23 protein-coding genes are annotated in these 25,324 nt (G+C 58.3%); 17 read left to right on the top strand and 6 right to left on the bottom strand.

Going from position 1 to position 25,324, the window contains the following annotated elements:
- The first annotated feature begins 213 nt into the window (after nt 1-213).
- Nucleotides 214-1,176 (top strand): tripartite tricarboxylate transporter substrate binding protein, encoded by a 963-nt coding sequence (locus LKR43_RS05485; RefSeq protein ID WP_227682950.1) that lies wholly within the window; start codon nt 214-216, stop codon nt 1,174-1,176.
- 45 nt (nt 1,177-1,221) lie between these two features.
- On the opposite strand, the gene LKR43_RS05480 is transcribed toward LKR43_RS05485, so the two are convergent.
- Nucleotides 1,222-1,896, bottom strand: coding sequence for a Crp/Fnr family transcriptional regulator (locus tag LKR43_RS05480; RefSeq protein ID WP_227682949.1), 675 nt, complete (start codon nt 1,894-1,896; stop codon nt 1,222-1,224).
- A 169-nt stretch (nt 1,897-2,065) separates the two neighbouring features.
- Here LKR43_RS05480 and LKR43_RS05475 point away from each other — a divergent pair, with 169 nt between their 5' ends.
- The 9 genes from LKR43_RS05475 to LKR43_RS05435 all read left to right on the top strand — a co-directional run bounded on the left by LKR43_RS05475 (nt 2,066) and on the right by LKR43_RS05435 (nt 12,268).
- Nucleotides 2,066-4,042, top strand: coding sequence for a long-chain fatty acid--CoA ligase (locus LKR43_RS05475; RefSeq protein WP_227682948.1), 1,977 nt, complete (start codon nt 2,066-2,068; stop codon nt 4,040-4,042).
- A gap of 33 nt (nt 4,043-4,075) precedes the next feature.
- Nucleotides 4,076-4,873, top strand: coding sequence for an ABC transporter ATP-binding protein (locus tag LKR43_RS05470; RefSeq protein ID WP_227682946.1), 798 nt, complete (start codon nt 4,076-4,078; stop codon nt 4,871-4,873).
- 17 nt (nt 4,874-4,890) lie between these two features.
- Nucleotides 4,891-5,820, top strand: a complete 930-nt coding sequence (locus LKR43_RS05465) for a branched-chain amino acid ABC transporter permease (RefSeq protein ID WP_227682945.1) — start codon at nt 4,891-4,893, stop codon at nt 5,818-5,820.
- 18 nt (nt 5,821-5,838) lie between these two features.
- Entirely contained in the window at nt 5,839-6,903 is a 1,065-nt protein-coding gene (locus LKR43_RS05460; RefSeq protein ID WP_227682944.1) for a branched-chain amino acid ABC transporter permease, read from the top strand.
- 102 nt (nt 6,904-7,005) lie between these two features.
- Entirely contained in the window at nt 7,006-8,331 is a 1,326-nt protein-coding gene (locus LKR43_RS05455; RefSeq protein ID WP_227682943.1) for an ABC transporter substrate-binding protein, read from the top strand.
- A 69-nt stretch (nt 8,332-8,400) separates the two neighbouring features.
- Nucleotides 8,401-9,231, top strand: coding sequence for an ABC transporter ATP-binding protein (locus LKR43_RS05450; RefSeq protein ID WP_227682942.1), 831 nt, complete (start codon nt 8,401-8,403; stop codon nt 9,229-9,231).
- A 56-nt stretch (nt 9,232-9,287) separates the two neighbouring features.
- The gene (locus LKR43_RS05445) at nt 9,288-10,562 is read left to right on the top strand and encodes a phenylacetate--CoA ligase family protein (protein ID WP_227682941.1); all 1,275 of its coding nucleotides are present in this window, start codon (nt 9,288-9,290) and stop codon (nt 10,560-10,562) included.
- A gap of 75 nt (nt 10,563-10,637) precedes the next feature.
- Nucleotides 10,638-11,654 (top strand): amino acid ABC transporter substrate-binding protein, encoded by a 1,017-nt coding sequence (locus tag LKR43_RS05440; protein ID WP_227682940.1) that lies wholly within the window; start codon nt 10,638-10,640, stop codon nt 11,652-11,654.
- Nucleotides 11,651-12,268, top strand: coding sequence for a SagB/ThcOx family dehydrogenase (locus LKR43_RS05435; protein WP_227682938.1), 618 nt, complete (start codon nt 11,651-11,653; stop codon nt 12,266-12,268). The genes LKR43_RS05440 and LKR43_RS05435 overlap by 4 nt, the downstream gene beginning before the upstream one ends.
- Before the next feature lie 398 nt (nt 12,269-12,666).
- On the opposite strand, the gene LKR43_RS05430 is transcribed toward LKR43_RS05435, so the two are convergent.
- Genes LKR43_RS05430 through dprA form a run of 3 tightly spaced genes read right to left on the bottom strand, consistent with a single transcriptional unit; the run spans nt 12,667 to nt 15,282 of the window.
- Nucleotides 12,667-13,137 carry a hypothetical protein gene (locus LKR43_RS05430; protein WP_227682936.1) on the bottom strand — a complete coding sequence of 157 codons (471 nt, stop codon included), beginning with the start codon at nt 13,135-13,137 and terminating at the stop codon, nt 12,667-12,669.
- 5 nt (nt 13,138-13,142) lie between these two features.
- A complete protein-coding gene (locus tag LKR43_RS05425) occupies nt 13,143-14,051 on the bottom strand; it encodes a hydroxymethylglutaryl-CoA lyase (protein WP_227682935.1) in 909 nt (302 codons plus the stop codon).
- 58 nt (nt 14,052-14,109) lie between these two features.
- Nucleotides 14,110-15,282, bottom strand: a complete 1,173-nt coding sequence (dprA, locus tag LKR43_RS05420; RefSeq protein ID WP_227682934.1) for a DNA-processing protein DprA — start codon at nt 15,280-15,282, stop codon at nt 14,110-14,112.
- A 147-nt stretch (nt 15,283-15,429) separates the two neighbouring features.
- Between dprA and def the strand changes: the two genes are divergently transcribed.
- Nucleotides 15,430-15,942, top strand: a complete 513-nt coding sequence (gene def, locus LKR43_RS05415) for a peptide deformylase (protein ID WP_227682933.1) — start codon at nt 15,430-15,432, stop codon at nt 15,940-15,942.
- A 71-nt stretch (nt 15,943-16,013) separates the two neighbouring features.
- Nucleotides 16,014-16,967 carry a methionyl-tRNA formyltransferase gene (gene fmt, locus LKR43_RS05410; RefSeq protein ID WP_227682932.1) on the top strand — a complete coding sequence of 318 codons (954 nt, stop codon included), beginning with the start codon at nt 16,014-16,016 and terminating at the stop codon, nt 16,965-16,967.
- On the opposite strand, the gene rimO is transcribed toward fmt, so the two are convergent.
- Complete coding sequence (rimO, locus tag LKR43_RS05405) at nt 16,968-18,284, bottom strand: 30S ribosomal protein S12 methylthiotransferase RimO (RefSeq protein WP_227682931.1); 1,317 nt, start codon at nt 18,282-18,284, stop codon at nt 16,968-16,970.
- A gap of 149 nt (nt 18,285-18,433) precedes the next feature.
- On the opposite strand from rimO, the gene rsmB reads away from it, so the two are divergent.
- From rsmB to LKR43_RS05385, 4 genes are read left to right on the top strand one after another with little or no spacing between them, the layout of a single operon-like run.
- Nucleotides 18,434-19,789: a 16S rRNA (cytosine(967)-C(5))-methyltransferase RsmB gene (gene rsmB, locus LKR43_RS05400; protein ID WP_227682930.1), complete on the top strand. Its 1,356-nt coding sequence runs from the start codon at nt 18,434-18,436 to the stop codon at nt 19,787-19,789.
- Nucleotides 19,790-19,844: 55 nt separating this feature from the next.
- Nucleotides 19,845-20,420, top strand: coding sequence for a DUF4390 domain-containing protein (locus LKR43_RS05395; protein WP_227682928.1), 576 nt, complete (start codon nt 19,845-19,847; stop codon nt 20,418-20,420).
- On the top strand, nt 20,372-22,756 hold the full coding sequence (locus LKR43_RS05390) for an ATP-binding protein (RefSeq protein WP_227682926.1): 2,385 nt from the start codon (nt 20,372-20,374) through the stop codon (nt 22,754-22,756). Before LKR43_RS05395 ends, LKR43_RS05390 begins: the two co-directional genes overlap by 49 nt.
- A 10-nt stretch (nt 22,757-22,766) precedes the next feature.
- On the top strand, nt 22,767-23,459 hold the full coding sequence (locus LKR43_RS05385; protein WP_227682924.1) for a response regulator: 693 nt from the start codon (nt 22,767-22,769) through the stop codon (nt 23,457-23,459).
- A gap of 10 nt (nt 23,460-23,469) precedes the next feature.
- Here the strand turns inward: LKR43_RS05385 and LKR43_RS05380 are convergent, their stop codons facing one another.
- Nucleotides 23,470-24,423 carry a methyltransferase domain-containing protein gene (locus tag LKR43_RS05380; RefSeq protein ID WP_227682922.1) on the bottom strand — a complete coding sequence of 318 codons (954 nt, stop codon included), beginning with the start codon at nt 24,421-24,423 and terminating at the stop codon, nt 23,470-23,472.
- Between the two features lie 80 nt (nt 24,424-24,503).
- On the opposite strand from LKR43_RS05380, the gene LKR43_RS05375 reads away from it, so the two are divergent.
- Complete coding sequence (locus tag LKR43_RS05375; RefSeq protein ID WP_227682921.1) at nt 24,504-25,289, top strand: ComF family protein; 786 nt, start codon at nt 24,504-24,506, stop codon at nt 25,287-25,289.
- The last annotated feature ends 35 nt before the right edge of the window (nt 25,290-25,324 follow it).

Raw genomic sequence — 25,324 nt, 5'->3', positions numbered from 1 at the left:
TGAGCCTTATGCTTGTGGAGTGAATGAGAAGAGCCCTGTTTGGGCGGATGCAGGTATTTTAGTGCGCCGGACGGATTCCGTCCCTTATAAATATTGCGAAAAATTAATTGGGGACGCGTTAAATGTCAGGCGCTTGCCGTATTTGATGTATGTCAAATCCGTTGCATAATAACGAACAGAACAAGCTGTATTAATTCAACGGAGGAAACATCGATGTCCAAATTCATCAAGAGCCTGGCGGCCCTTTCGCTGCTTGGGGCAGCCAGCCTGGCCCACGCTGCCTGGCCCGAACGTGCCGTTCAGTGGGTAATTCCCTACCCGGCAGGCGGGGGCTCCGACGTTATCGGGCGCCTGGTTGCCGCGAATATGGAAAAGTCGCTGGGACAAAGCATCGTAGTCGAGAACAAACCGGGTGCGGCGACCATTATCGGCGCCACGTACATTCAACAGGCGCAGCCTGACGGTTATGTATTTGGAACCGCTGATTCGGGTACGCTGGCCTACAACCCCTCGCTGTATTCGTCCTTGCAGTACGACCCTGAAAAATTCACCTATATTGGCGGCCTGGCACGATTTCCCCTGATGCTGGCTGTCAACGAAAGCTCTCCCTTCAAGACCGTGCAGGATGTTATCGATGCGGCTCGCAAGGAGCCGGGTACGCTGACGTCGGCGTCGGCAGGCGCAGGCTCGCCTCATCATCTGGCCCTGGAAATGTTCCAGCAACGTGCCGGCGTCAAGATTACCCACGTTCCATACAAAGGCGCCGCACCGGCCCTGCAGGATTTGCTGGGCGGACAGGTCAGCGTGGGCTTTGTTGATTCGGCCGCCGCCGCATCGAACATCAAGGCAGGCAAGCTGCGTGTGCTGGCGGTTGCCACACCTGAGCGGCTGGCAACCTTGCCTGATGTTCCGACGATGGCACAGGCAGGGGTGGCAGACTTTACCGCTTACGCCTGGCAAGGGCTGGTAGGCCCGGCCGGACTGCCCACCGATGTGGTGGACAAGCTGAATACCGACTTGCAGGCAGCCTTGAAGTCGCCCGAAGTCGACGGGAAGATACGAGCCATGGGTGTGGAGCCTTTGCCCATGAGCGCGGCAGACTTCAAGTCTTATGCCGAGGCTCAGCGGGAAGAGTGGGCCGCCGTCATCAAGAAGGCCGGCCTGAAGCTGGACTGACCTATACGACCGGGCCAGGCGTGCAAGCCTGCTCCGGTCAGTGCACTACATTCCGTATTGACGCAGTCCGGGTAGATCCAGTACCTGGACTGCCCCATATTCCACTTTCAGCAATTCAGCCGCTTCCAGCGTGCGCAGCGCCTGATTGGTGCGCTGTCGTGAGGTGCGTGCCAGATAGCCGATTTCTTCCTGGGTAATGTCCAGCCGCGTGCTTTTGGCCGGATAAAGCAGGGGGTTGAACAGTTCGGCCAGGCACCGGGCCACACGCGCGTCGGGCGCCAGCAGGCGGTCGTATTCAGCCTTGCCTATGAACTGTCCTACGCGCTCGTTGAGCTGGTGCAGCAGATAGCGGTTGAAAGGGATGCTGCTGTCGAGCAGCCAGTTGAAGGTGCTTTCCGGCAAGCGAATAATTGCCGAGTCGCGCAAGGCGACAACGTCGTATTTACGCGCTTCGCGCTTGAGCAATGAGCCTTCGCCTATCCAGCCTCCCGGAGGGACCCCGGTCAGCGAAGCCATTTTCCCATCCTGATTGCCCACCGACACCTTGACCAGGCCGGTCAGGACTCCCATCCAGGCGTAGGCTTTTTCGCCTTTGCGTTCTATCATGGCTCCTGCAGGGTAATGCGTGACCTGTACGTCGCGCTGCACACGTTCCTGCTGGTCGGCATCCAGCAGATCGAACCAGGCAGCAGCATTCTGCAGAGAGTCTTTCAGTAGCATGAGGATTAACCCTAGAAAGTGCGGGAATGTCACGTTGGTGACAGTTGACGCGCCGGCAAACTAATAACTTAAGCACAACTTAAGAAAAACCAGATCATAAAGCAGCTGGTAATACAGATTACAAAAGCCCTGTTCCAAGGGGCTGCCTTTTTGGCTGAAGGAGACAACCATGCCCCAAAATCCGCCTGTGCAAAGCATCGCTGTGCCGAGCACGTTTCCGGCGTTGGTAGAGCACCATGCCCAAGTTCGCGGCTCACGTCCTGCCATACGTGAAAAGGATCTGGGCATCTGGCAAACCGTAACGTGGTCCGAGCTCTCTGCTCAGGTACGCATGCTGGCCAACGGGCTGGCGTCCCTGGGGGTTGAGCCAGGACAACACGTCGCCATTGTAGGTGAGAACCGCCCGCGTCTGTACCTGTCCATGATGGCCGCCCAGACCATAGGGGCCATACCAGTGCCGCTGTACCAGGATGCAGTGGCTCAGGAAATGCTTTTTGTCCTGCAAGATGCCGAAATACGCGTGGCAGTTGTTGAGAACCAGGAGCAGGTCGACAAGATGCTCGAGGTCGGCGACCAGTGTCCCGCCCTGACCCATGTTGTATACGACGATCCACGCGGTTTGCGCAACTATCAGGAAGAAGATCGCCTGCTGAGCTACGAGCGCCTGCTCGAGATGGGCAATGACTATGCCAATGCGCACCCCGACTATGTCTCCAGGGCCATGGCAGCGATTCAGCCGGACGACGCCGCAGCGATGTTTTATACGTCGGGCACCACGGGCAAGCCCAAGGGCGTCATGCTCTCGCACCATGCGCTCATCGACCGTGCGCTGGCAGTTCAGGAACTTGAAAACCTGACCGACCAGGAAGATGTGCTGGCCTATCTGCCGCCTGCCTGGATAGGCCAGAACATGTTTTCGTATACGCAGTTTCTGGTCACCGGCTTTACCGTGAACCATCCCGAGTCGCCAGAAACGGTTTCCATCGATATGCACGATATCGGGCCAACGTATTACTTTGCACCTCCACGGGTGCTCGAAGGCTTGTTGACTCACGTCATGATCCGCATGGAAGACGCCAGCGCCATCAAGCGCAAAATGTTTCATGTGTTCATGAAGCTGGCACGCCGGGTGGGTGTAAGCATCCTCGACAAAGATCCTGGTGTCAGCGCAATCGACAGGCTTAAATACGCCATTGGCAATGTGCTGGTGTACGGCCCCTTGCGCAACGCCCTGGGCATGAGCCGGGTTCGTGTCGCCTACACCGCCGGCGAGGCCATAGGCCCCGATCTGTTTGTGTTCTATCGGTCGATAGGCATCAATCTGAAGCAACTGTACGGATCTACCGAAACCTCGGTATTCGTATGTGTTCAATCCGATGGCCAGGTGCGTTCCGACACGGTCGGGCCACCTGTAAAAGGTGTCGAGATCAGGGTGGCGTCCGATGGCGAAATCCAGATAAAAAGTCCAGGCATGTTCAAGGGCTATTACCGCAATCCCGAAGCCACGGCCGAGTCCTACACCGCCGACGGCTGGTATCACACTGGTGATGCAGGCTATCTCGATGACGACGGGCAGCTCAAGATCATCGATCGCGCCAAAGACGTTGGCAAACTGTCGGACGGCAGCCTGTTCGCGCCCAAGTACATAGAAAACAAACTCAAGTTTTTCCAGCATATCAAGGAAGCAGTGGCTTTTGGCGCCAACAAATCCGAGGTATGTGCTTTCATCAATATTGACCTTGAAGCGGTAGGAAACTGGGCTGAAAGAAAAGGTTTGCCTTATGCAGGCTATACCGATCTGGCCGGCAAGCCCGAGGTCTATGCACTGATCCTCGACTGCGTGAATCAGGTCAATGCCGAACTGGCGACCGATCCCAAGCTCGCAGGGTCGCAAATTTCCCGCTTCCTGATCCTGCACAAAGAGCTGGATCCTGACGACGACGAGCTGACACGCACCCGCAAAGTACGGCGTGCATTTATCGCGCAAAAGTATGGTGTGCTGGTCGATGCCCTGTTTCAGGGCAAGGCCAACCAGTTCATTGAAACCGAAGTCAAGTTCGAAGACGGGCGCAGCGGCAAGATTTCAGCAGATCTGAAAATTGTCCCGGCCACTGTCTATCCAGGCAACACCCAAAAGGCTGCTTAGGCCAGCAATCCGGCAACCCACTATGAGTCCGCTATGAGTCAAACCGATCGCAATCAGCGCATCGGGGATGTCATCCTCGACATGAAAAATATTTCGCTCGCCTTTGGCGGTGTGAAAGCCCTGACCGATATCTCGTTCGACGTCAAAGAGCACGAGATCCGATCCATCATCGGCCCCAACGGTGCCGGTAAAAGCTCCATGCTTAATGTGATCAATGGCGTGTATACGCCGCAGCAGGGTGAAATCACGCTGGCTGGTGTGAAGTTCGCAAAAATGAATTCCAGGCGCGCCGCCGAGATGGGCATCGCGCGCACCTTCCAGAATCTGGCCTTGTTCAAGGGCATGAGCGTGCTGGACAACATCATGACGGGTCGCAACCTGCGCATGAAAAGCGGTGTGCTGGCCCAGGCGTTTCGCCTGGGGTCGGCCGAGCGCGAAGAAATTGCCCACCGTGAATTTGTTGAAAACATCATCGACTTTCTGGAAATACAGGCCTATCGCAAGACGCCGGTCGGGCGCCTGCCTTACGGATTGCAAAAGCGGGTTGACCTGGGCCGCGCGCTGGCCATGGAACCGCGCATGCTGCTGCTTGATGAGCCCATGGCCGGCATGAACATCGAAGAGAAACAAGACATGAGCCGTTTCATCCTTGATGTCAACGACGAATACGGCACAACCATCGTGCTGATCGAGCACGATATGGGTGTTGTCATGGATATCTCCGACCGGGTGGTGGTGCTCGATTACGGCAAAAAAATTGGCGATGGCTTGCCTGATGAAGTGCGTCAGAATCCTGACGTGATCCAGGCTTATCTTGGCGCAAGCCATTAACCCAGAGGACATCCAACATGGCATTTTTTCTGGAAACCTTGTTTGGCGGCCTGATGACGGGCATGCTTTATTCCCTGGTGGCGCTGGGCTTTGTATTGATCTTCAAAGCATCGGGGGTCTTCAACTTTGCCCAGGGCGCCATGGTGCTCATCGCTGCGCTGGCCATGGCACGCCTGTCGGAATGGATTCCCAGGTGGCTGGGCATAGAAAGCCTGTTCCTGGCGAACGTGCTGGCTTTCGTCTTTGCCGCCGTATTCATGTGGCTGATCGCCGTGGCGATCGAGCGCTGGGTCTTGCGCTATCTGGTCAATCAGGAAGGAACCACCCTGCTGATGGCCACCATAGGCATCAGCTACTTCCTGGACGGCATGGGCCAGATACTGTTCGGCAGCAACGTTTACACCATCGATGTCGGCATGCCCAAGGATCCCGTCTTCATCCTCGACACGGTATTCGAAGGTGGCCTGCTTATCAGTCTTGAAGACCTGACCGCCGCCGGTGTTTCGGCGCTGCTGGTCGCGGCGCTGGCATTTTTCTTCCAGTACACCTCGGTCGGTCGTGCCCTGCGCGCGGTTGCAGACGACCACCAGGCAGCGCAATCCATAGGCATTCCGCTCAATCGCATCTGGGTGGTGGTCTGGACGGTAGCAGGGCTGGTTGCTTTGGTGGCGGGCATTATCTGGGGCTCCAAGTTCGGGGTGCAGTTCACCTTGTCCACTGCCGCATTGCGCGCACTGCCGGTGGTCATCCTGGGCGGGCTCACTTCGGTGCCCGGCGCCATCATCGGCGGCCTGATCATTGGCGTTGGTGAAAAACTATCCGAGATTTATCTGGGGCCTTTTGTGGGTGGCGGTATAGAAATCTGGTTTGCCTACATGCTCGCCCTGGTGTTTTTGCTCTTCCGCCCGCAAGGTTTGTTTGGCGAAAAAATTATTGACCGCGTTTAAGCGACTTGGGTATCGACTATGTTTTATCGTGAAAACGGCCAGTTCAAAAGCACCTACCGGGCAGATCAGCAGATTTTCCCCATAAGGCAAGACAGAACCTTCATGACAGGGTTGCTGATTGTTGCCTTCGTGGCGGTTCCCCTGCTGGCCTCAAATTACTTCCTGCAGGCAATATTCATACCCTTCCTGATACTTTCGCTGGCAGCGATAGGCCTGAATATTCTGGTGGGCTATTGCGGCCAGATCTCCATAGGTTCGGGCGCCTTCATGGCGGTTGGTGCCTATGCCGCCTGGAATTTCGGTGTGCGCATTCCGGCTACGCCGCTGGTTATCCAGATCTTGCTGGGCGGAGTATTCGCCACCCTGGTCGGCGTGGTGTTCGGGGTTCCCAGCCTGCGCATCCGGGGCTTGTATCTGGCGGTCACCACGCTGGCTGCCCAGTTCTTTGTTGACTGGGCATTCCTGCGCATACCGTTCTTCACCAATTATTCGTCGTCGGGCAACGTCTCGGTGCCGGCCCTGACCGCCTTCGGCTTGCCCGTCCAGACGCCGGTCCAACGCTATCTGTTCGTGCTGATTTTCGTCGTGGTGTTTGCCGTGCTGGCCAAGAATCTGGTGCGTGGGGCCATAGGGCGGCAATGGATGGCCATACGTGACATGGATGTGGCCGCATCGGTGATCGGGATCCGCCCGGTTTATGCCAAGCTTACTGCCTTCGCCGTCAGCTCTTTCATTATCGGTGTGGCAGGCGCACTGTGGGCCTACATACACCTGGGTTCCTGGGAGCCGCTGGCTTTTGACCTGAACCGCTCCCTGCAACTGCTGTTCATTGTGATTATCGGCGGCCTGGGCTCAATTGTGGGCAGCTTCTTCGGTGCTGCGTTCATGGTGCTGCTGCCGGTCTTGCTGACCAACGTGCCGCACTTGTTTGGCTTGTCCATATCCGTTGACATCGCCTCGCACATCGAGCACATGGTCTTTGGCGCCCTGATCGTTTTTTTCCTGATTGTCGAACCTCACGGACTGGCGCGACTCTGGAGCATAGGTAAAGAAAAACTACGTATCTGGCCCTTCCCGCATTAATTGGGCAGACTTTTCCGGCAACACATCAGTAACCCGGCTGGCCGATTCAGGTCATGTCGAAACGCAAACGGTGCATATAGACACCATCAGGAGGACTTGGAGATGAAACGTTCCTTTAAATTCGCTGCAGCCATGGTTGCTGTAGCAGGCACCCTGGCTACGGCATCCTTGCCTGCGGCGGCCGCGGAAGAGCAGTTCATACCGCTGCTGGCCTATCGTACCGGCTCTTTTGCCCCACTGGGTATCCCATGGGCTGACGGCAAGATGGATTACCTCAAGCTCGTCAATGAACGTGATGGCGGCATCAACGGCGTCAAGATAGTCTACGAAGAGTGTGAAACCGCCTACGCAACCGATCGCGGTGTGGAGTGCTACGAGCGCCTGAAGAACAGCCACGGTGGTGCATCCGGGTTTGATACCCAGTCTACTGGTATTACTTTTGCCCTGACCGACAAGGCCATCGTTGACGGCTTCTCGATCGAAACCGTGGGTTATGGCTTGTCGCAATCGGCTGACGGCTCTGTGTTCAAGTGGAACTTCCCGCTGCTGGGTACCTACTGGACGGCCGCCGACGTCATGATCCAGGACATTGCCAAGAAGCTGGGTGGTGAAGACAAACTGAAGGGCAAGAAGATTGCCCTGGTCTACCACGACTCTCCTTATGGCAAAGAGCCTATTGCCCTTTTGCAAGAGCGCGCCAAGGCCAATGGCTTTGAGCTTCTGCTCTATCCTGTAACGGCACCCGGTGTGCAGCAAAAATCCACCTGGCTGCAGGTACGGCAGAGCCGCCCTGACTTCCTGTTGCTCTGGAGCGCAGGCATCATGACGCCTACCGCCATTCGTGAAGCCCAGGCTGTCGGCTATTCGCGCGACAAGATGTACGGCATCTGGTGGGCCAGCTCCGAAAACGACGTCCAGGATCTGGGTGCGGTCGCCAAGGGCTATAACGGCATTACCATTCATAACAGCGCCGACCACGGCCGTGTACACGAAGATCTGAAGAAGCACGTCTACGACAAGGGCCAGGGCACTGATACCGAGGGCAAGTACGTGGGCACCATTGCACACACACGCGGCATGATGATCTCGATGCTTCAGGTCGAAGCCATACGTACCGCCCAGGAAAAGTACGGCAAGGGCAAACACATGACGCCTGAGCAAGTCCGCTGGGGTTTCGAGAACCTGAACATCACGCAGGAACGCCTTGAAGAGCTGGGCTTCGCCAAGCTGATGAAGCCGGTCAAGACCTCGTGCAGCAACCATATGGGCGATGACTGGGCACGCATTATTCAGTGGAACGGCTCCAAGTTCGAAATCGTGTCCGACTGGTATCAGTCCGACAAGAAGTATGTAGAACCGCTGGTCAAGGATCTTGCTGCCAAGTACGCCGCCGAGAAGAAACTCGAAGTCCGTAAGTGCGAGGGCTAATGTAGTGTCAGGTTGCCGGTGGTCGCTCCAGGGCGGCTACCGGTCCCGGCAATTACCGGAAACAAATGTATGAATGCGACTGTTCAGGCCGAGACCCCAAATATTCTCCTTAATGTCAATGGCATCGAGGTTATCTACAACCACGTGATTCTGGTGCTCAAGGGGGTTTCCTTGTGTGTGCCGGAAGGAAAGATCGTGGCATTGCTGGGGGCCAATGGCGCTGGCAAGACCACCACCTTGCGGGCAGTGTCCAATTTGCTCAAGGCTGAGCGCGGCGATGTGACCAAAGGCAGCATCGATTATCGCGGCGAGCGTATCGAAAAGCTTACGCCGGCTGATCTGGTCAAGCGCGGGGTCGTGCAGGTCATGGAAGGGCGTCATTGCTTTGCACACCTGACTATCGAAGAGAACCTGCTGACCGGTGCCTACACACGGAATATCAGCCGGGGTGAACTGAATGCGTCGCTGGACAGGGTCTATCAGTATTTCCCACGGCTGAAGCAGCGTCGTGGCAGCCAGGCAGGCTACACCTCGGGTGGCGAGCAGCAAATGACGGCAATCGGGCGTGCCCTGATGGCCAGTCCGACCATGATTCTGCTGGACGAACCTTCGATGGGGCTGGCACCGCAAATCGTGGAAGAAATTTTTGAAATTGTTCAGGACCTGAATCAGCGTGAAGGAGTCAGTTTTCTGCTGGCTGAACAGAACACGAACATAGCCTTGCGCTATGCAGACTATGGCTACATTCTGGAAAACGGCCGTGTGATGATGGACGGTGAAGCGCGTGAACTGGCCGAAAACGAAGACGTCAAGGAATTCTATCTGGGCGTATCCAGTGGTGAGCGCAAGAACTTTCGGGACACCAAATTCTATCGGCGACGCAAGCGCTGGCTGGCTTAGGCCCGGCGATAGTGCATGCGTTTTTTGACCAGGCGGATGTCCTGGCGGGATGAATCATGAGCAAATATTATGAAGACCGGGAGGCGGCAGACGCCGCAGCGCGTGAGCACAGCTTGCTGGCACGTCTGCCAGATGCGCTGAAGCGGGCCCGTGAGCGCGCTCCGGCCATTGCGCAGCAACTGCAAGGAGTCGAGCCTGACGTCATCCGCAGCCGTGCCGATCTTGTACAGATACCCGTCATACGGAAAAGCGAGCTGCTCCAGGCTCAATTGGCCATGAGACAGGGTCAGGCCGGGCAAGAGCTTTCCCCTACAAGCAGGGTGTTCGGCGGTTTTTCAGCCATAGGCTGGGGTGAGGCCGCGCGGGTTTTTGCTTCTCCCGGGCCCATCTACGAGCCTGAAAGCCGCCGCCCGGACTACTGGGGCTTTGCCCGGTCGCTCTACGCAGCAGGTTTTCGCAGTGGCGAACTGGTATACAACTGCTTCTCTTACCACTTCACGCCTGCCGGCTCCATGATGGAAACGGCTGCACACGCGCTGGGATGCACGGTGTTTCCGGGCGGTGTGGGGCAAACGGAGCAACAGGTGCAGGCCATTGCCGATCTGGCGCCTGCGGGTTACACCGGTACTCCAAGTTTCCTGAAGATCATTCTTGAAAAAGCCGATGAGCTGGGCGTGGCCCTGCCTTCGATCAAACGGGCGCTATTTTCCGGCGAGGCGTTTCCGCCGTCGTTGTGCAAATGGTTCGCCGAGCGTGGCATTGACGGTTATCAGGCCTACGGCAGTGCTGATTTGGGCATGATGGCTTACGAGACATCGGCCCGGGACGGATTGGTGGTGAACGAAGACATCATCCTCGAGATAGTACGGCCGGGCACCAGTCAGCCCGCCAAGGACGGAGAGGTTGGCGAAGTGGTCGTCACCACCTTGAATCCCGATTATCCGCTGGTGCGCTTTGGTACGGGTGACTTGTCCATGTTGATGCTGGGCAGCTCACCATGTGGCCGCAGCAACGTGCGGATCAAGGGCTGGATGGGACGCGCCGATCAAACTACCAAGGTCAGGGGCATGTTTGTACATCCCGCCCAGGTGGCCAGCGTACTCAAACGGCATCCCGAGATCGGCAAGGCACGGCTGGTGATCTCCGGCAAGGTGGGCAATGACCTGATGACACTGCAGGCCGAGCTTGCGCAGCACGATCCGGAAGTGCTGGCCCGTGTTGCCGCCTCGGTGCGCGAGCTCACCAAGCTGCGCGCCGATATCGAGCCGGTTGCGCCTGATAGCCTGCCCAATGACGGCAAGGTCATCGACGATATCCGCAGTTATGAATAAGTACATGTGTTTTCCCCTGGCCTGATTGCAGTAAGATGCGATCAAAAGCTTGTTGTTTTTAATAGGGGATGTTCCATGCGCAAGTTCAAGTATGTTGCAGGCGTTGCAGTCCTGGCGGCCGGGTTTTCAGGCGCTCACGCCGATACGCTCGATGTGGTCAAGGAGCGCGGGGTGGTTCACTGCGGAGTCACCACAGGCTTTGCAGGCTTTTCGGCGCCCGACGCAAAAGGAGAGTGGAAGGGCCTTGATGTCGATATGTGCCGTGCTGTTGCCGCAGCAACGCTGGGCGATGCCTCGAAATTCAAGGCAGTGCCGCTAAGTTCTCAACAACGTTTCACAGCACTGCAGTCAGGCGAGATCGATCTGCTTGCGCGCAACACCACAGTCACGCAGCAGCGTGATACGGCGCTGGGTGCGATTTCAGCCGGCGTCAATTTCTATGACGGCCAAGGCTTTCTGGTGCCCAAGTCACTGGGCGTGAGCAGCGCCAAAGAGCTGGATGGCGCATCGGTGTGCATGCAAACCGGTACGTCCAACGAGAGCACGATGGCTGACTGGGCGCGCGCAAATAACGTGAACTACAAGCCTGTGGTGATCGAGCAGTTCAACGAAGTGGTCAATGCCTTTGCTGCAGGCCGCTGCGATGTGTTCACCACCGATGCATCGGGCCTGGCTTCGATCCGTATCTCGAAGCTGTCCAATCCCGATGATTACCAGGTGCTGCCCGAGATCGTTTCCAAAGAGCCGTTGGGCCCGTTTGTGCGTCAGGGTGACGATCGTTGGCTGAATGTGGTGAAGTGGTCCCTGCAGGCCATGATAGGTGCCGAAGAACTGGGCATTACCTCGGCCAATGTTGATGAGCAGCTTAAAAGCGAGAACCCGAATGTGAAGCGCCTGCTGGGTGTGACCGAAGGTTCAGGCAAAAACCTGGGCGTTGATGAAAAGTGGGCCTATAACATCATCAAGCAGGTCGGCAACTACGGTGAAAGCTTCGAGCGCAACGTAGGCAAGGGCAGTCCCTTGCAGATCGAGCGTGGCTTGAACGCCCAATGGACTGATGGCGGGCTGATGTACGGATTGCCGGTACGATGAGTCTGGCAGAAATCAGTCTGAGGCAGGCCCTGTTGCAGCGCAGGACGGTCCGGGATTTTTCCAACGCGGCCGTACCGCTGCAAGCCCTGCAAAGGCTGTTGTGGGCGGCACAGGGAATCACGGGGCCTGACGGCAACCGCACGGCGCCCTCCGCCCACGCCATGCATCCTTTACGCCTGTATGTTCAGGCGGCGCGGGTGGCGGGGCTGGACCAGGGGCTGTACGAGATTGGTGTAAATGATCAATCTTTGCGATTGCTGCATGGTTCGGATCTGCGGCCGGCACTGGCTGCGGCGGCTATTGATGAGCAACCCTGGATAGGGCAGGCAGCCTGCATTATCGTTATTTGTGCCGATATGGTTAAGCCAGCCCAAGCGTTTGCGGACCAACGCCCTTTTGGCCGGCGTGGGGTCCGTTATGTCTATCTCGAGGCGGGGGCCGCCGCGCAGAATCTGCAACTGCAGGCGGTTGCCGAAGGGCTGGGGTGCGTCGGGGTGGGGGGCTTCAACGATGAGGCGACTGCCGATGTGCTGGGGCTGGGGATCCCCCTGGAGCCTGTTATGCAGTTGTGTATTGGATATCCGGCTGTGTCTGATCCAGTTGTCGCTGATTAGGCGATTGACGTTTTAGCAGCCTGGCTTTGCGTTTTTTACCGTCTTGCCTCATGTTCTAAAGAGACGCGGTGCCTGGCACTGGACGCCGCGGAAAATCGCACGATCCCGGCTGCGCCGGGATTTCCCACCAGGCTATTCCCTGCCGGGGCGGCCGCAAAACTCGCAACGCAGGCAGCCCCCCGGGCTACCTGCACTCGCGTTGCTCGAACAGTTGCGGCCTTGCCTCCCCGGCAGGGCACAGCCCGGTGGCGTGCTCAATCTCCGCTCTGTCCAGTGCCAGGCACCACGTCTTTAGAGCAGGATGGTGGGGCAAGTCGGACCCGGACACCGCCTTAAGAACCGGGTTTATTGCGGCAAGCAAAGCTCTTTGATGACAAGAGTTACCAGTAAGGCGCAGCCTATTTGCGCCTCCGGTATACCAGCGAAATTCGCGCAAACGCAATCTGCAGTTCTTTGGTGCCGGCCTGGAATACCACCGGCCGGCCGCGTGCCGGAAAGCAGATCATTTTTTTCGATGCCAGCAAGGGGATGAACTTCACGAACTGAATTTCTTCCCAGGCGATTTCACGTCGGCCCAGCCACGACTGCTGTATGCCGGTTTCGGTAATTGAGGTGACCGATATTTGCATGTAGCGTGCCAGGACAAGCAGGCCCACATAGCAAACAATAATGCTGCCGGTGACCATGGGACTGATGTTTTGTCCCAGCGGGCCTGCGGCGATGCGAATGATCTGGAAGCCTATGAAAGCCAGTGTGGCCCATGCCATCAGCTTGATCCATGCCGGCCAGGCCATTCCCTTGATCGGCAATGGCCCGATTTCCTGCAGGAGCTGATTGTGTTCTTCGGGGCTGGGTCTTAAGTGCGACAACAAGCTCAGGCTGCCTTGCGTGCTGCCAGCGCGGTTCCGGCGCGACTGGATGACTTGCGATTCAAATGTTGCGACATCCACAGGCCGGTGTCGGCGACGGCTTCAAGGTCTATGCCTGTTTCTATGCCCAGACCTTGCATCATGTACAGCACGTCTTCGGTGGCCACATTGCCGGTTGCGCCCTTGGCATAAGGGCAGCCACCCAGGCCGGCGACGGAGCTGTGGAAAATGGTGATGCCGGCTTCCATGGCCGCCAGAATATTGGCCAGGGATTGGCCATAGGTGTCGTGAAAATGGCCCGAGACGCGCGCCGGGTCGACGACTTCGGTAACGGCACGCATGACTTCACCCACGCGCTTCGCGGTGCCTGTGCCTATGGTGTCGGCCACGTCGATTTCGTCGCAGCCCAGGGCCAGCATGCGTTGGGCCACATCGACCACCGAAGCGATGGGGGTTTCGCCTTGGTACGGGCAACCTAACGCACAGCTTATGCTGGCACGCAGGCGTAGCCCGGCTTCCTTGGCGGCGTGCGCCACAGGTTCGAAACGGGCAATGGATTCGGCAATGGAGCAGTTGATGTTTTTCTGTGAGAAGGCTTCGCTGGCTGCGCCGAAAATAACGACCTCGTCGGCACCGGCGGCCAGTGCGGCCTCGAAGCCACGCATGTTGGGGGTGAGGACTGAATAGATGGTGCCTGGCCGGCGTGTGATGCCTGCCATGACTTCTGCGCCATCGGCCATTTGTGGCACCCATTTCGGGGACACAAACGAGGCGGCCTCGATATTGACAAACCCGGCCGCAGACAGACGGTCGATAAGTTCGATCTTGAGGGCGGTGTCGACAAATTCCTTTTCGTTTTGCAGTCCATCGCGGGGCGAGACTTCGACGATTTTTACTTTATTGGGTAAGGACATGACAGGATTCCTTGGTAGGCTGGCCGCGGCAACAGATTATGAATATTAACTCTGTATATTACCGTGATTGTAATGTTGAGCGGCGCAGGAAACGGCCGTCGTCCTGCCTGGCGACGGTTTCCGAAAGCTCGAGTGCCAGCAGGCTGCTGTTCAGTGCGGATAGGCCCAGCTGGGTACGTCGCTGCAGCGTGTCGAGATCGACGGGGTCGAAGCCCATGGCGTCCAGGATGCGTTGTGTGGCAGGTTCGTGTGCGGCTTCGGGAATGGCCGCTTCTGTGGATACCTGCACGCGGTGCATGGCTGGTGTGGGTGCCGGTACACCGGCCAGCCTGGGCTTGCCCAGCTCTTCGTGGATGTCTTCGGCGCATTCGACCAGCTTGGCGCCTTGACGGATCAGTGCATGACAGCCACGCGACAGGGGCGAATGTATGGAGCCGGGTATGGCAAAGACTTCGCGGCCCATTTCGGTTGCCAGGCGGGCGGTAATGAGCGAGCCGCTTTGCCTGGCGGCCTCGACCACCAGAATGCCGCGCGCCATGCCGGCTACCAGGCGGTTGCGCTTGGGGAAATGATAGGGCAACGCACGCTGGCCAAGAGGAAATTCCGAGATCAGCAAGCCTTCCCGGGCGATTTTATGAGCCAGGTCCCGATTTCGGGCCGGATAAACGATGTCTATGCCAGTGCCGATGATGGCTATCGTGCCACCGCCGCTGCCGCCGGCCTGCAGGGCGCCTTCATGAACCGCTGAATCTATGCCCAGCGCCAGGCCGCTGACGATGCACCAGCCTGATTGAGCCAGATGCAGGGAAAATGCGTGGGCGTTGTCCAGACCTGCAGCGCTTGCATTGCGTGCACCGACTATCGAGATGGCGGAGCGATTCAGCAGATCGAGGTTGCCGTTGGCATACAGCAGCAGCGGAGGGTCGTGGATGTCGAGCAGTGCCCGCGGATAGCTGCTGTCGGCAAGCGTCAGCAGATGATGCTGGGGGTGATCCAGCCATTCCAGGGTCTTGGCAATGGCTTCAAGGATCTCGTTACCGGGGGCCTGCCTGATCTGTTGTACGAGCTGGCCGGGCAGCAGCCTTGCCAGGTTGCCTGCAGACGCGGCGTAGATATCCTGGGGCAAACCCAGCGCGGCCAGCAGATTGCGGGCCAGGGCGGGGCCCAGGCCGGGTTCAAGCGACAGGCGTATCCAGGAGCTGAGCTCTTCTTTTGCTAATGTAAGAGGCATGCTCTAGTGTGACATAAGGCAGGTGAAATTTGGCGACAGCAGGACTAACTTGCCGCGCTGCGACTCCGTGGCGCCGTTTGGTACCGGGGCACGCAGGCAATGTTTGTTTTATGATAACGGTTTACCCGTATCAGCGGATCAGTTTCTATGGCTTTACTTCCCATCCTTCGGTATCCCGACCCCCGCCTGCACAAGGTTGCGAAACCTGTCGAGCAGGTCGACGACCGTATACGCCAGTTGGTACGCGACATGGCCGAAACCATGTACGACGCACCCGGCGTGGGCCTGGCTGCCACACAGGTTGATGTGCACGAGCGTGTGGTTGTCATCGACGTCTCGGAAGACGGCAATGAGTTGATCGTCCTCATCAACCCCGAAATCATCTGGAAAAGCGACGAAATTCAGGTTTACGAAGAGGGTTGCCTGTCGGTTCCGGGCATTTACGACGAGGTCGAGCGTGCGGCACGCATACGGGTGCGTGCCCTGAACGAAAAGGGCGAAACCTACGAGTTCGATGCCGATGGCCTGCTGGCAGTCTGCGTGCAGCACGAACTTGATCACTTGCTGGGCAAGGTCTTTGTCGAGTACCTGTCCATGCTGAAACAAAACCGCATCAAGACTCGCCTGCGCAAGCAGGAACGCGAGGTGCTCAAGGCCTGAGCGCCAGGCCCTGCTAACCATTTGTTATTGTTATGATGGCCGATTCATGATGTGAATCGGCCTTTCTGTTTATGCGAATCGTTTTTGCTGGTACGCCAGCTTTTGCCAGCCAGGCGCTGGAAGCCATTCTGGCCGCCGGGCATGAAGTCCCGCTGGTCCTGACCCAGCCCGATCGCCCGTCAGGGCGCGGGCTCAAGCTTACGCCCAGTGCGGTGAAGCAGACTGCGCAGGCGGCTGGCATTCCGGTTTGCCAGCCACGCAGCTTGCGCCTGGATGGCAAATATCCCGACGACGCTGTGGCGGCACAGCAAGCCTTGCTCAAGGCCGCACCTGACCTGATGGTGGTGGCAGCCTATGGCCTGATTCTGCCCCGATGGGTGCTGACTCTGCCCGTACATGGTTGCTTCAATATCCACGCCAGCCTGCTTCCGCGCTGGCGCGGCGCCGCACCCATACAGCGTGCCATCGTAGCGGGTGATGCGCAGACCGGTGTAACCATTATGCAAATGGATGAAGGCCTGGATACCGGCGACATGCTGCTGACACGCGCGATTCCCATCACTGAAACCCATAGTGCGGCTACGCTGCATGATGAACTGGCTGCTCTGGGCGCAACCGCCATTATCGATGCCATCGCCGCCCTGGCGGCGGGCGAGCTGAAGGCGCAGCCGCAGCCGCACGAGGGTGTGACCTATGCGGCCAAACTCGAGAAGTCGGAAGCGGCACTGGATTTCAGCCAGCCTGCGATTGAGCTGGCCCGTCGTATACGTGCCTTTAACCCGGTGCCGGGCTCGACCATGGTCTTGCCGGGGCTGAAGGATCCCGTCAAGGTGTGGGATGCTGTGGCCTTGCCCGAAGACAGCGGGCGCGCTGCCGACGTGCTGCCCGGGCAGGTGGTGCACGCCGGGCCCCAGGGAATCGACATCGCAACCGCTGCAGGCGTGCTGCGTCTGCTCGAAATGCAAAAGGCCGGCGGCAAGCGCCAGCCCGTGGCAGCCTTTGTGCAAGGCTGGCAGGAACGTTAGCTAGATCGCGTCGCCGTACAGGTCGTATTCGTCTGAATCGCTGATACGCACGCGAACCATGTCGCCTGGCTTCAGCGTTTTTTCGCTGGTAACAAAAACATTGCCGTCGATCTCGGGCGCGTCGGCACTGGATCGGCCTATGGCGCCGTCGTCATCGATCTCGTCGATCAGAACGTCCATTTCCCGGCCGATCTTGTTGGCCAGCCTTTCGGTGGATATGGCTTGCTGATGAGCCATGAAGCGGTCCCAGCGTTCCTGTTTGACCTCGTCGGGAACCTGGTCGGGCAGTGCGTTGGCGCGTGCGCCTTCCACCGGCGAGTACTGGAAACAGCCCACCCGGTCGAGCTGGGCCTCGGTCATCCAGTCGAGCAGGTACTGGAAGTCTTCCTCTGTTTCGCCAGGAAAGCCCACGATAAAGGTGGACCGCAGGGTGAGGTCCGGACAGGCCTCGCGCCAGCTCTTGATGCGCGCCAGGGTGCGATCTTCGAAGGCAGGCCGTTTCATGGCCTTCAGTATTTTGGGGCTGGCATGCTGGAAGGGAATATCCAGGTAGGGCAGGATCTTGCCGTCGGCCATCAGGGGAATGACTTCATCGACATGCGGGTAGGGATACACGTAGTGCAGGCGGGTCCATACGCCAAAACCGGCCAGCGCTTCGCTTAGCTGGGTCATGTGCGTTTTGATGGGGCGCCCGTTCCAGAAGCCGCTGCGGAACTTGACGTCTACGCCGTAGGCGCTGGTGTCTTGTGAAATGACCAGTAATTCCTTGACGCCGGCCTTGACCAGGCGTTCGGCTTCGCCCATGACATCGCCAATGGGGCGACTGACCAGGTTGCCGCGCATGGACGGAATGATGCAGAAGCTGCACCGGTGGTTGCAGCCTTCCGAAATCTTCAGGTAGGCATAATGGCGGGGCGTCAGTTTGATGCCTTGGGGTGGCACCAGGTCTACGTAGGGGTCATGGGTCAGGCTGGGGGGCGCCGCTTCGTGCACGGCCCGCACCACCTGTTCATATTGTTGCGGGCCGGTTACGGCCAGCACTGCCGGATGGACATCACGGATCAATGATTCCTCGACGCCCATGCAGCCGGTAACGATCACTTTGCCGTTCTCGGCGATAGCTTCGCCTATGGCATCCAGTGATTCAGCCTTGGCGCTGTCGATGAAGCCGCAGGTGTTGACGACCACGACATCGGCATTGTCGTAGTCGGGTGTGATTGCATAGCCTTCGGTACGCAGTTGCGTAAGGATGCGCTCGGAATCAACCAGTGCCTTGGGGCATCCCAGGCTGACAAAGCCGACTTTTGGGGAACTCATGATTTACCTCGTTGAGCCAGTGGCTCGATAAAAAATCTGTAAAAAACTTGCCTGGAGCGAGTCGTCGGCTTTCCGGGTGCAAACAGGTCTTGTTCGCGAATTGATGATAAAGTCCGGTTGAAAACAGACTCTCGCAGGTTGTTGCGTTCGTGCCCAATACTCCTTCCAAGCCAACCCGTACACCCACATTGTCCGACACCATTTTGGCCAGCGCCCGGAATGTGCAGGAAGTGCTGGCCGGCCGTTCCTTATCGGACAGCCTGGCTGATACGCCTGCTTTCCTGCGTGCATCAGCCCAGTCGGTGGCATTCCATGCCATGCGTCGTCTTGGCCTGGCACGTGCGATAAAGCAGATACTGGTCCGGCGCACTCCGCCGAATCCTTTGTTCGACGCCTTGTTGCTGGTGTCGTTGGCGTTGCTTGATAGCGCACTGGAATACGCCGATGATGCAGATCCTGACTCCGACAAGTGGCGTCATATCCCGGTGTATGCCGTGCATACGGTGGTGGATCAGGCGGTCACGGCGGCGGGTAGCCAGCACCGCATGCGCAACTACAAAGCGTTGCTAAATGGCACCTTACGGGGTTTTATACGGGAAAGAAGCAGCATTTTAGCTCAGGCCGGGGAAAATCCGGAAGCGATGTTCAATCACCCGGCCTGGTGGATAGCCCAGGTTCGCCGCAGCTACCCGGAGCATTGGCAGGATCTGCTGCACGCCGCAAATGTGCCCGGCCCCATGACATTGCGCGTAAATCTGCGGCAGGCCACGGTGCCACAAGTGCTGGAAGCCTTGCAGGCGGCAGAAATTCCCGCCGTTCATATTCAGGAAGAAGCCATAGCGTTGCTGACCCCACGGCCTGTTCAGGATGTGCCTGGCTTCGAGCAGGGCTGGTGGTCGGTACAGGATCTGGCCGCGCAGCAGGCAGGGCGCTTATTACCCTTGCAACCTGGCATGCGCGTGCTGGATGCGTGCGCTGCACCGGGCGGCAAAACAGCCCATTTGCTGGAGCGGGCCGACTTGAACTTGCTGGCGCTGGATGCTGATCCGGCCCGGCTGCAACGGGTCGGGCAGAACCTGAAGCGCCTGCATCTGGACGGCAGCGCTGTATCATTGCGTTGCGCCGATGCGGCTGATGTCGCGAGCTGGTGGGACGGTGAGCCTTTTGATGCCGTTTTAGCCGACGTGCCTTGCACGGCGTCGGGTGTAGTGCGTCGACATCCCGACATCAGGTGGCTGCGGCGCGCAGCGGATATCGCCAAAACCGCCGCTCTGCAGCGCAGCATCGCGGATGCCCTCTGGACGACAGTCAAGCCGGGCGGGCATATGCTTTATGCGACCTGCTCCATATTTCTCCAAGAGGGCGAGCAGCAGGCCGAGCAGTTTGTCCGGCGTCATCCTGATGCGATTCGCCTGGCGGCGCCCGGGCAGTGGCTGCCTTTGGAAAAGGACCAGGCAATGTCGCATGATGGTTTCTTTTACGCCCTGTTTGCCAAGGCGGCCTGAGTCGTCAAAAATACAGTATGAATCCGGTGTTTTTTATTCATCCTCGTGAGCGTCAATGTTGCGACTGCTGCTGGCTATAGTCCTGTGCTTCTTTCTGCCTGTGCAAGCCGAGATCGACTTGCCGGATCAGCGTGAGCGCGTGGTCAGCGTGAATCCCGTTGTGCGTGACGGCAGCCTGTATATTGATGCGGATGTCGAGTTCTCTGTCGAGGGCGAGTTGCGCAACGCTGCGCAGAAGGGCGTGCCCATCTACTTCACGGCCGACCTTGAAATCCTGTCCTCGCGCTGGTGGTGGTTCGACAAGAAAGTCGTGGACCAGCGGCAAACCTGGCGGATTGTGTATAACGCGCTCACACGACAATGGCGTGTCGGTACCGGTGAACTGTCGTTGCCGGAATCCTCGCTTGACGACGCGCTGTCCGTGGTCCGCAACATCCGCGGCTGGGACGTGGCCAGGATAGAAGATCTTGAGCATGACGAACTATACGAAGGCCGGTTGCGGGTGCGACTGGATACCTCGCTATTGGCCCGACCCTTTCAGGTTGATGCCTACAACAGCAGCGCCTGGTCCCTGGCGACTCCATGGAAAAACTTCAATTTTTCAATCTCCGTAGACAAGCGCCAGCCATAGTCCGCTGGAGCTTGCGTATCGCGCTGGTCATTGCGGCCGGGAGCGCGCTGGCTCTGCTGGCGTTGCTGGTCTGGTCGACCGGCAACGCATCGCGCTACGCACAGCAGTACGACTCACTGCTGATCCTGAATCTGATTTTTGCCGTTGCGCTCATTTCGTGGGTTGTGGTGCTGGCAATGCGCTTGATCAGGCAAATTCGGCGCCGGCAATTCGGCGCCCGCCTGACTGGCCGGTTTGCCTTGTATTTTGCGCTGATAGGTGTGCTGCCGGGCGTATTGATTTACGTGTTGTCAGTGCAGTTCATGTCTCGTTCGATTGAGTCGTGGTTCAACGTGCGGGTAGACAGTGCCCTGGAGTCCGGGCTGAATCTGGGTCGTGCCGCGCTGGATTCACAATTGGGTGATCTCAGCAGTCGTGCCCGGGAGATCTCGAAGAACATGAGCAATGCCAGCGATGCCGAGATGGCGGTCATGATCACTCGCCTGCGCGAGGCCAGTGGCGTATCCGAGGCATTGGTGTTCACGGGCAACGGGCGTTTGCTTGCCTTTTCATCGTCGGCTTACGGACAGCTGTTTCCCGATGTGCCACCCACCAGCGTGCTCAATCAGTTGCGGATTGCCGGTGGCTATTCGGCTGCCGAGGTGGACGAAGCTCCCGAAGGGGACAACGACCCGGATGACAACGTTAACCTGCATTTGCGTGTCGTGGTGCCTATTGCCACACATGAGCGGCTTTCTTCATCGCTGGGTGTTGCGGCCGACATGCGCTGGCTCCAGGTGATAGAGCCGGTGCCCGAGCAAATCGCCCGCAATGCGAACCAGGTTCAGCAAGGATTTCGGGATTATCAGGAACTCGCCCTGTCGCGTCTGGGTCTGCGTAAGCTATACGGCATCACGCTGACGCTGGCCCTGATCCTGGCTGTGTTTGCCGCAGTTGTGGTGGCGTTGGCCGTATCCCGGCGCCTCGTACGCCCCTTGCTGACGCTGGCGGCAGGTACGCAGGCCGTGGGTGTGGGTGATTATCGTCCGCTGCCTGAGCCGCCGGAGCGCGACGAGGTGGGGCAATTGACCCGCTCATTTAACGCGATGACACGACAACTGGAAGAAGCCCGCCAGATGGTCGAGAAAAATCGCCAGCAGCTCGAGCGTTCGAACGTCTACCTGGAGTCGGTGCTGAGCAATCTGTCTTCGGGGGTGCTGGTATTCGATGAAATGTTCCGCGTGACCATGTTCAACCAGGGCGCTCAGAGCATCTTGCGTGTGGACCTGCGCTCAGTCAAAGGGCGCCCGCTTGAAACGGCAGATGGCGCTTTTGCCTTGTCGCAGCTGATACGACAGGCATTTGCCGCACATGCGGCGGTGGGCTCCGAGCGCTTGTACTGGCAGCAACAGTTCGAGCTGGAACTCGAGGCGGCGATCGACAATGAAAAGAAACGACATGTTGTTACCCTGCTGGCCCGGGGTACCCATCTGAACGTCGATGGCCGCGGCAATGGCTATCTGGTGGTGTTCGATGACATAAGCGAGGTGATTTCAGCCAATCGCACAGTTGCCTGGGGTGAAGTTGCGCGGCGCCTGGCGCACGAGATCAAGAATCCGCTGACGCCCATACAGCTTTCCGCCGAGCGGCTGGCCATGAAGCTGGGAGGGCGTCTGAACGAAGAAGATGCTGCCATGCTGACGCGCTCGACCAATACCATCATCAGTCAGGTCGGATCGCTGAAGAAAATGGTGGACGATTTCCGCGAGTATGCGCGTACCCCGCCGGCTCAGATGCAGCCCATAGACATCAACGAACTGATAGGCGATGTCTTGACACTATATGGCTGGGATCCCGTAGAATGCGCGGTTCGGGGCGACGGCCTGAACGTGGGTCTGGAAGTAGAGTTCGATCCGCAGCTACCGCATATCGAAGGTGACGTCACGCAGTTGCGTCAGGTCATCCACAACTTGTTGGCGAATGCGCGGGATGCTGCATGCCAGAACCAGTCGCTGGCGGATGCCAGAATTTATGTCCAGACTAAACGCACTCAGTCTCGGGGCGATGATGGAGTCGAACATCTGGCGGTCAGGCTCACGGTGTCCGATAACGGGCCTGGCTTTGCGCCCCAGGTGTTAAGCAGGGTGTTTGAACCCTATGTCACAACCAAGGCCAGCGGAACAGGGCTAGGTCTTGCTATAGTGAATAAAATTATCGAGGAACACGGCGGTCGCATTGATATATCCAACCGTCGTGAAGGGGGAGCTCGCATTTCCATCCTCTTGATGCGCCTTGCCGATGCCCAGCTTACGCTGGACGAAGCTAAGCAAGGGAACGATAATGCGGAAAAAAGGTAGGTGACGCTTTATGGCCAGAATCCTGGTGGTTGATGACGAAATTGGCATTCGTGAACTCTTGTCTGAAATTCTTTACGACGAGGGGCACAGCGTAGAGCTTGCAGAGAATGCCGCTCAAGCAAGGGCCGCGCGATTGCGTGCACGGCCTGATTTGGTGCTGCTTGACATCTGGATGCCAGACACCGATGGAGTCAGTCTGCTCAAAGAGTGGGGTTCACAAGGTTTGCTCGATATGCCTGTCATCATGATGAGCGGGCATGCAACGGTCGATACGGCGGTCGAGGCCACGCGCATTGGGGCGGTCGACTTCCTCGAGAAGCCCATCACGCTACAGAAGCTGCTCAAGACCATCGCCGCAGGGCTTGCCCGGCCTGTCATCACCTCGGCCACGGCAACAACCGCGCGCCAGGCAGATCAGCGTCCCGACCAGGCGCAGCCGCTCACAACCACGCCTATGCCAGGCGCCCCCGAGCCTGTGGCAGATGCCAATAATTCATTGTTGGGCAACATTACGCTGGATCAGCCCTTGCGCGACGCTCGCGACGAGTTCGAGCGTATCTATTTCGAATACCACCTGGGCCGCGAGAGCCACAGCATGACGCGTGTATCCGAAAAAACCGGTCTGGAACGCACCCATTTGTATCGCAAGCTCAAACAGCTGGGCATAGATTCCTCACGTAAAAGAAATACCAGCAATTCCTGAACGTTACCGTTCAGGGGTCATCGACCTTGCGCGGCCTGACAGTGGGGCGTGTGTTGTTCGGGTCTTTCGAGCGCCCGATAGAACCTGCAGAAATCCTTGTTTCTCCGGTAATCGCCCGGTGGGCCGCCGAGCGCCATGCATGGCCATAAGCCACTTCCAGGCTAAGATGTATCGTGCCGTCGTCGCTGCGCTGCGACTCCAGGGCGTCCAGCAATCTTTGATACCATCCCCGACCGCTCAGTCCTGGCTTGCGATCCAGACTGGGGTTGCCTCCTAGTATGCGCATATCATCGAGCAGCTTTTGCGGACTGCGGTAGGTCAGTGTCAGCACTTCCTGATCCATGACCGGATCGGCAAAGCCGCGTTCGATCAGCAGGTCGCCAAAATCGTGCATGTCGACGAATTCAGGGGTAACCGTATTCAGGCCTGCCTGGCTGATGGCATTGCGCAGTTCGGCCATCGAGCCTGGCCCCAGGCAGGAGAACATGACCAGGGCGCCGGGCTTGAGAATACGACGCCATTCGCTCAGCACGTCGTGTGGTTCGGCATGCCAGTGCAGTGCCATATTGGACCAGACCAGATCCTGGGACTCGGGCTCGAGTCCGGAGCCGGCCATATCGGCCTGGACAAAGCGCAAGGGCGGTGTGGGCTTGTTGCGCAGTTTTTGCCAGAACCCCGGCTTGGCAACATAGCGTTCGCGCGCGACTTCGAGCAGTTCGGCGCAGCTGTCCAGGCCGGTGTAGTCGAGGCTGGGGTAGCGTGCACGCAAGGGTTCCAGCGCGTGCCCTGCACCGCAGCCCGCGTCAACCACGGTTTTTGGGGAAATGCGTATATAGCTCAATCGTTGCAGCATGCGTTGCGCGATCTCGCCATAAAGGAACTGGGCGCTATCGAGCGGGCTGCGGCGTGCAAATTGCCGACTGACATTAGCCGGGTTGATGCGCAATGATGGAGGCTGTGACATTAAGGTGCAGGTACGTCTGGTTTCGGTAACCGAAAAATGCTTAGATACAGGCAGTTTTCTGCCTTTCAGTAGCCCCTATTATGGCCTATCTGCATGTCATGCGCGAATTTGCTGCCCGTTTGCTGGCGCGCGTGCCCACTGTCTGCGGCCTGTGTCAGGACACAGCGTGTGGCGGAAGACTGTGTGCCTATTGCTATCACGAAGTGACGCGCAGCATGACCAGTGGCAGACCACGTTGCGGGGTGTGCCAGCTGGAACTCGATCTTCATGGCTGCTGTCCCGATTGCACCGGGCGTACTCCGGCCTTTGACCGGGTAATTGCCGCCTTCGATTACGCGGCGCCAGGCGATTTGCTGATCCATCGCCTGAAAATGCAGCGGCAATTCACCACCGCAGGCATGCTGGCCGGTCTGCTGGCTGATGCACTCAGGTCGTCGTGCCCTGTGGTGCCGGATCGAATGGTACTGGTGCCTGTGCCGGCCAGCCGTGCGGCCTTGCGGCGACGTGGCTTCAATCCTGCTGCCGAGGTCTGCCATCGCCTGGCAAGACAGCTGCAAAGACCTTGCCGGCCCGGCCTGGTGCTCAGGATGCGCGAAGGCGTCAAGCAGGCGCAGCTCGGGCGTACAGCCCGTATGGATAGTATCCGTTCGTTGTATGCCTGCCCGGAACGCATCGACGGCGCCCACATTGCAGTGGTCGATGATGTGCTGACTACCGGCAGCACTTTGCATGGCATCGCTCAGGCATGCAAGGCAGCAGGCGCTGCAACGGTATGGGGTCTTGTGCTTGCCCGTACTCCCTATCATGCCGCAGGCCACAGCGTGCTGAACGCGGCAGACCCGGCTGACCAGGACCATACCCTGTAAAATCACTGGCTCTACTTCGGCGCGTTGTCCGAAGC

The sequence above is a fragment of the Pusillimonas sp. MFBS29 genome (genome assembly GCF_020687695.1).
Lineage (GTDB): Bacteria > Pseudomonadota > Gammaproteobacteria > Burkholderiales > Burkholderiaceae_B > Pusillimonas_C.
The sequence above is the reverse complement of the archived record's forward strand: the minus strand, read 5'-3'. Positions and strand labels throughout refer to the sequence as shown.

Coding starts and splice junctions, on each gene's coding strand:
- LKR43_RS05460 (WP_227682944.1), top strand. CDS start 5,839: ATGTTTTATCGTGAAAACGGCCAGTTCAAAAGCACCTACCGGGCAGAT.
- LKR43_RS05475 (WP_227682948.1), top strand. CDS start 2,066: ATGCCCCAAAATCCGCCTGTGCAAAGCATCGCTGTGCCGAGCACGTTT.
- LKR43_RS05380 (WP_227682922.1), bottom strand. CDS start 24,423: ATGTCACAGCCTCCATCATTGCGCATCAACCCGGCTAATGTCAGTCGG.
- LKR43_RS05485 (WP_227682950.1), top strand. CDS start 214: ATGTCCAAATTCATCAAGAGCCTGGCGGCCCTTTCGCTGCTTGGGGCA.
- LKR43_RS05450 (WP_227682942.1), top strand. CDS start 8,401: ATGAATGCGACTGTTCAGGCCGAGACCCCAAATATTCTCCTTAATGTC.
- dprA (WP_227682934.1), bottom strand. CDS start 15,282: ATGCCTCTTACATTAGCAAAAGAAGAGCTCAGCTCCTGGATACGCCTG.
- LKR43_RS05425 (WP_227682935.1), bottom strand. CDS start 14,051: ATGTCCTTACCCAATAAAGTAAAAATCGTCGAAGTCTCGCCCCGCGAT.
- fmt (WP_227682932.1), top strand. CDS start 16,014: ATGCGAATCGTTTTTGCTGGTACGCCAGCTTTTGCCAGCCAGGCGCTG.
- LKR43_RS05375 (WP_227682921.1), top strand. CDS start 24,504: ATGGCCTATCTGCATGTCATGCGCGAATTTGCTGCCCGTTTGCTGGCG.
- LKR43_RS05465 (WP_227682945.1), top strand. CDS start 4,891: ATGGCATTTTTTCTGGAAACCTTGTTTGGCGGCCTGATGACGGGCATG.
- LKR43_RS05480 (WP_227682949.1), bottom strand. CDS start 1,896: ATGCTACTGAAAGACTCTCTGCAGAATGCTGCTGCCTGGTTCGATCTG.
- LKR43_RS05395 (WP_227682928.1), top strand. CDS start 19,845: ATGTTGCGACTGCTGCTGGCTATAGTCCTGTGCTTCTTTCTGCCTGTG.
- def (WP_227682933.1), top strand. CDS start 15,430: ATGGCTTTACTTCCCATCCTTCGGTATCCCGACCCCCGCCTGCACAAG.
- LKR43_RS05470 (WP_227682946.1), top strand. CDS start 4,076: ATGAGTCAAACCGATCGCAATCAGCGCATCGGGGATGTCATCCTCGAC.
- LKR43_RS05435 (WP_227682938.1), top strand. CDS start 11,651: ATGAGTCTGGCAGAAATCAGTCTGAGGCAGGCCCTGTTGCAGCGCAGG.
- LKR43_RS05445 (WP_227682941.1), top strand. CDS start 9,288: ATGAGCAAATATTATGAAGACCGGGAGGCGGCAGACGCCGCAGCGCGT.
- rimO (WP_227682931.1), bottom strand. CDS start 18,284: ATGAGTTCCCCAAAAGTCGGCTTTGTCAGCCTGGGATGCCCCAAGGCA.
- LKR43_RS05390 (WP_227682926.1), top strand. CDS start 20,372: ATGGAAAAACTTCAATTTTTCAATCTCCGTAGACAAGCGCCAGCCATA.
- LKR43_RS05455 (WP_227682943.1), top strand. CDS start 7,006: ATGAAACGTTCCTTTAAATTCGCTGCAGCCATGGTTGCTGTAGCAGGC.
- LKR43_RS05385 (WP_227682924.1), top strand. CDS start 22,767: ATGGCCAGAATCCTGGTGGTTGATGACGAAATTGGCATTCGTGAACTC.
- LKR43_RS05440 (WP_227682940.1), top strand. CDS start 10,638: ATGCGCAAGTTCAAGTATGTTGCAGGCGTTGCAGTCCTGGCGGCCGGG.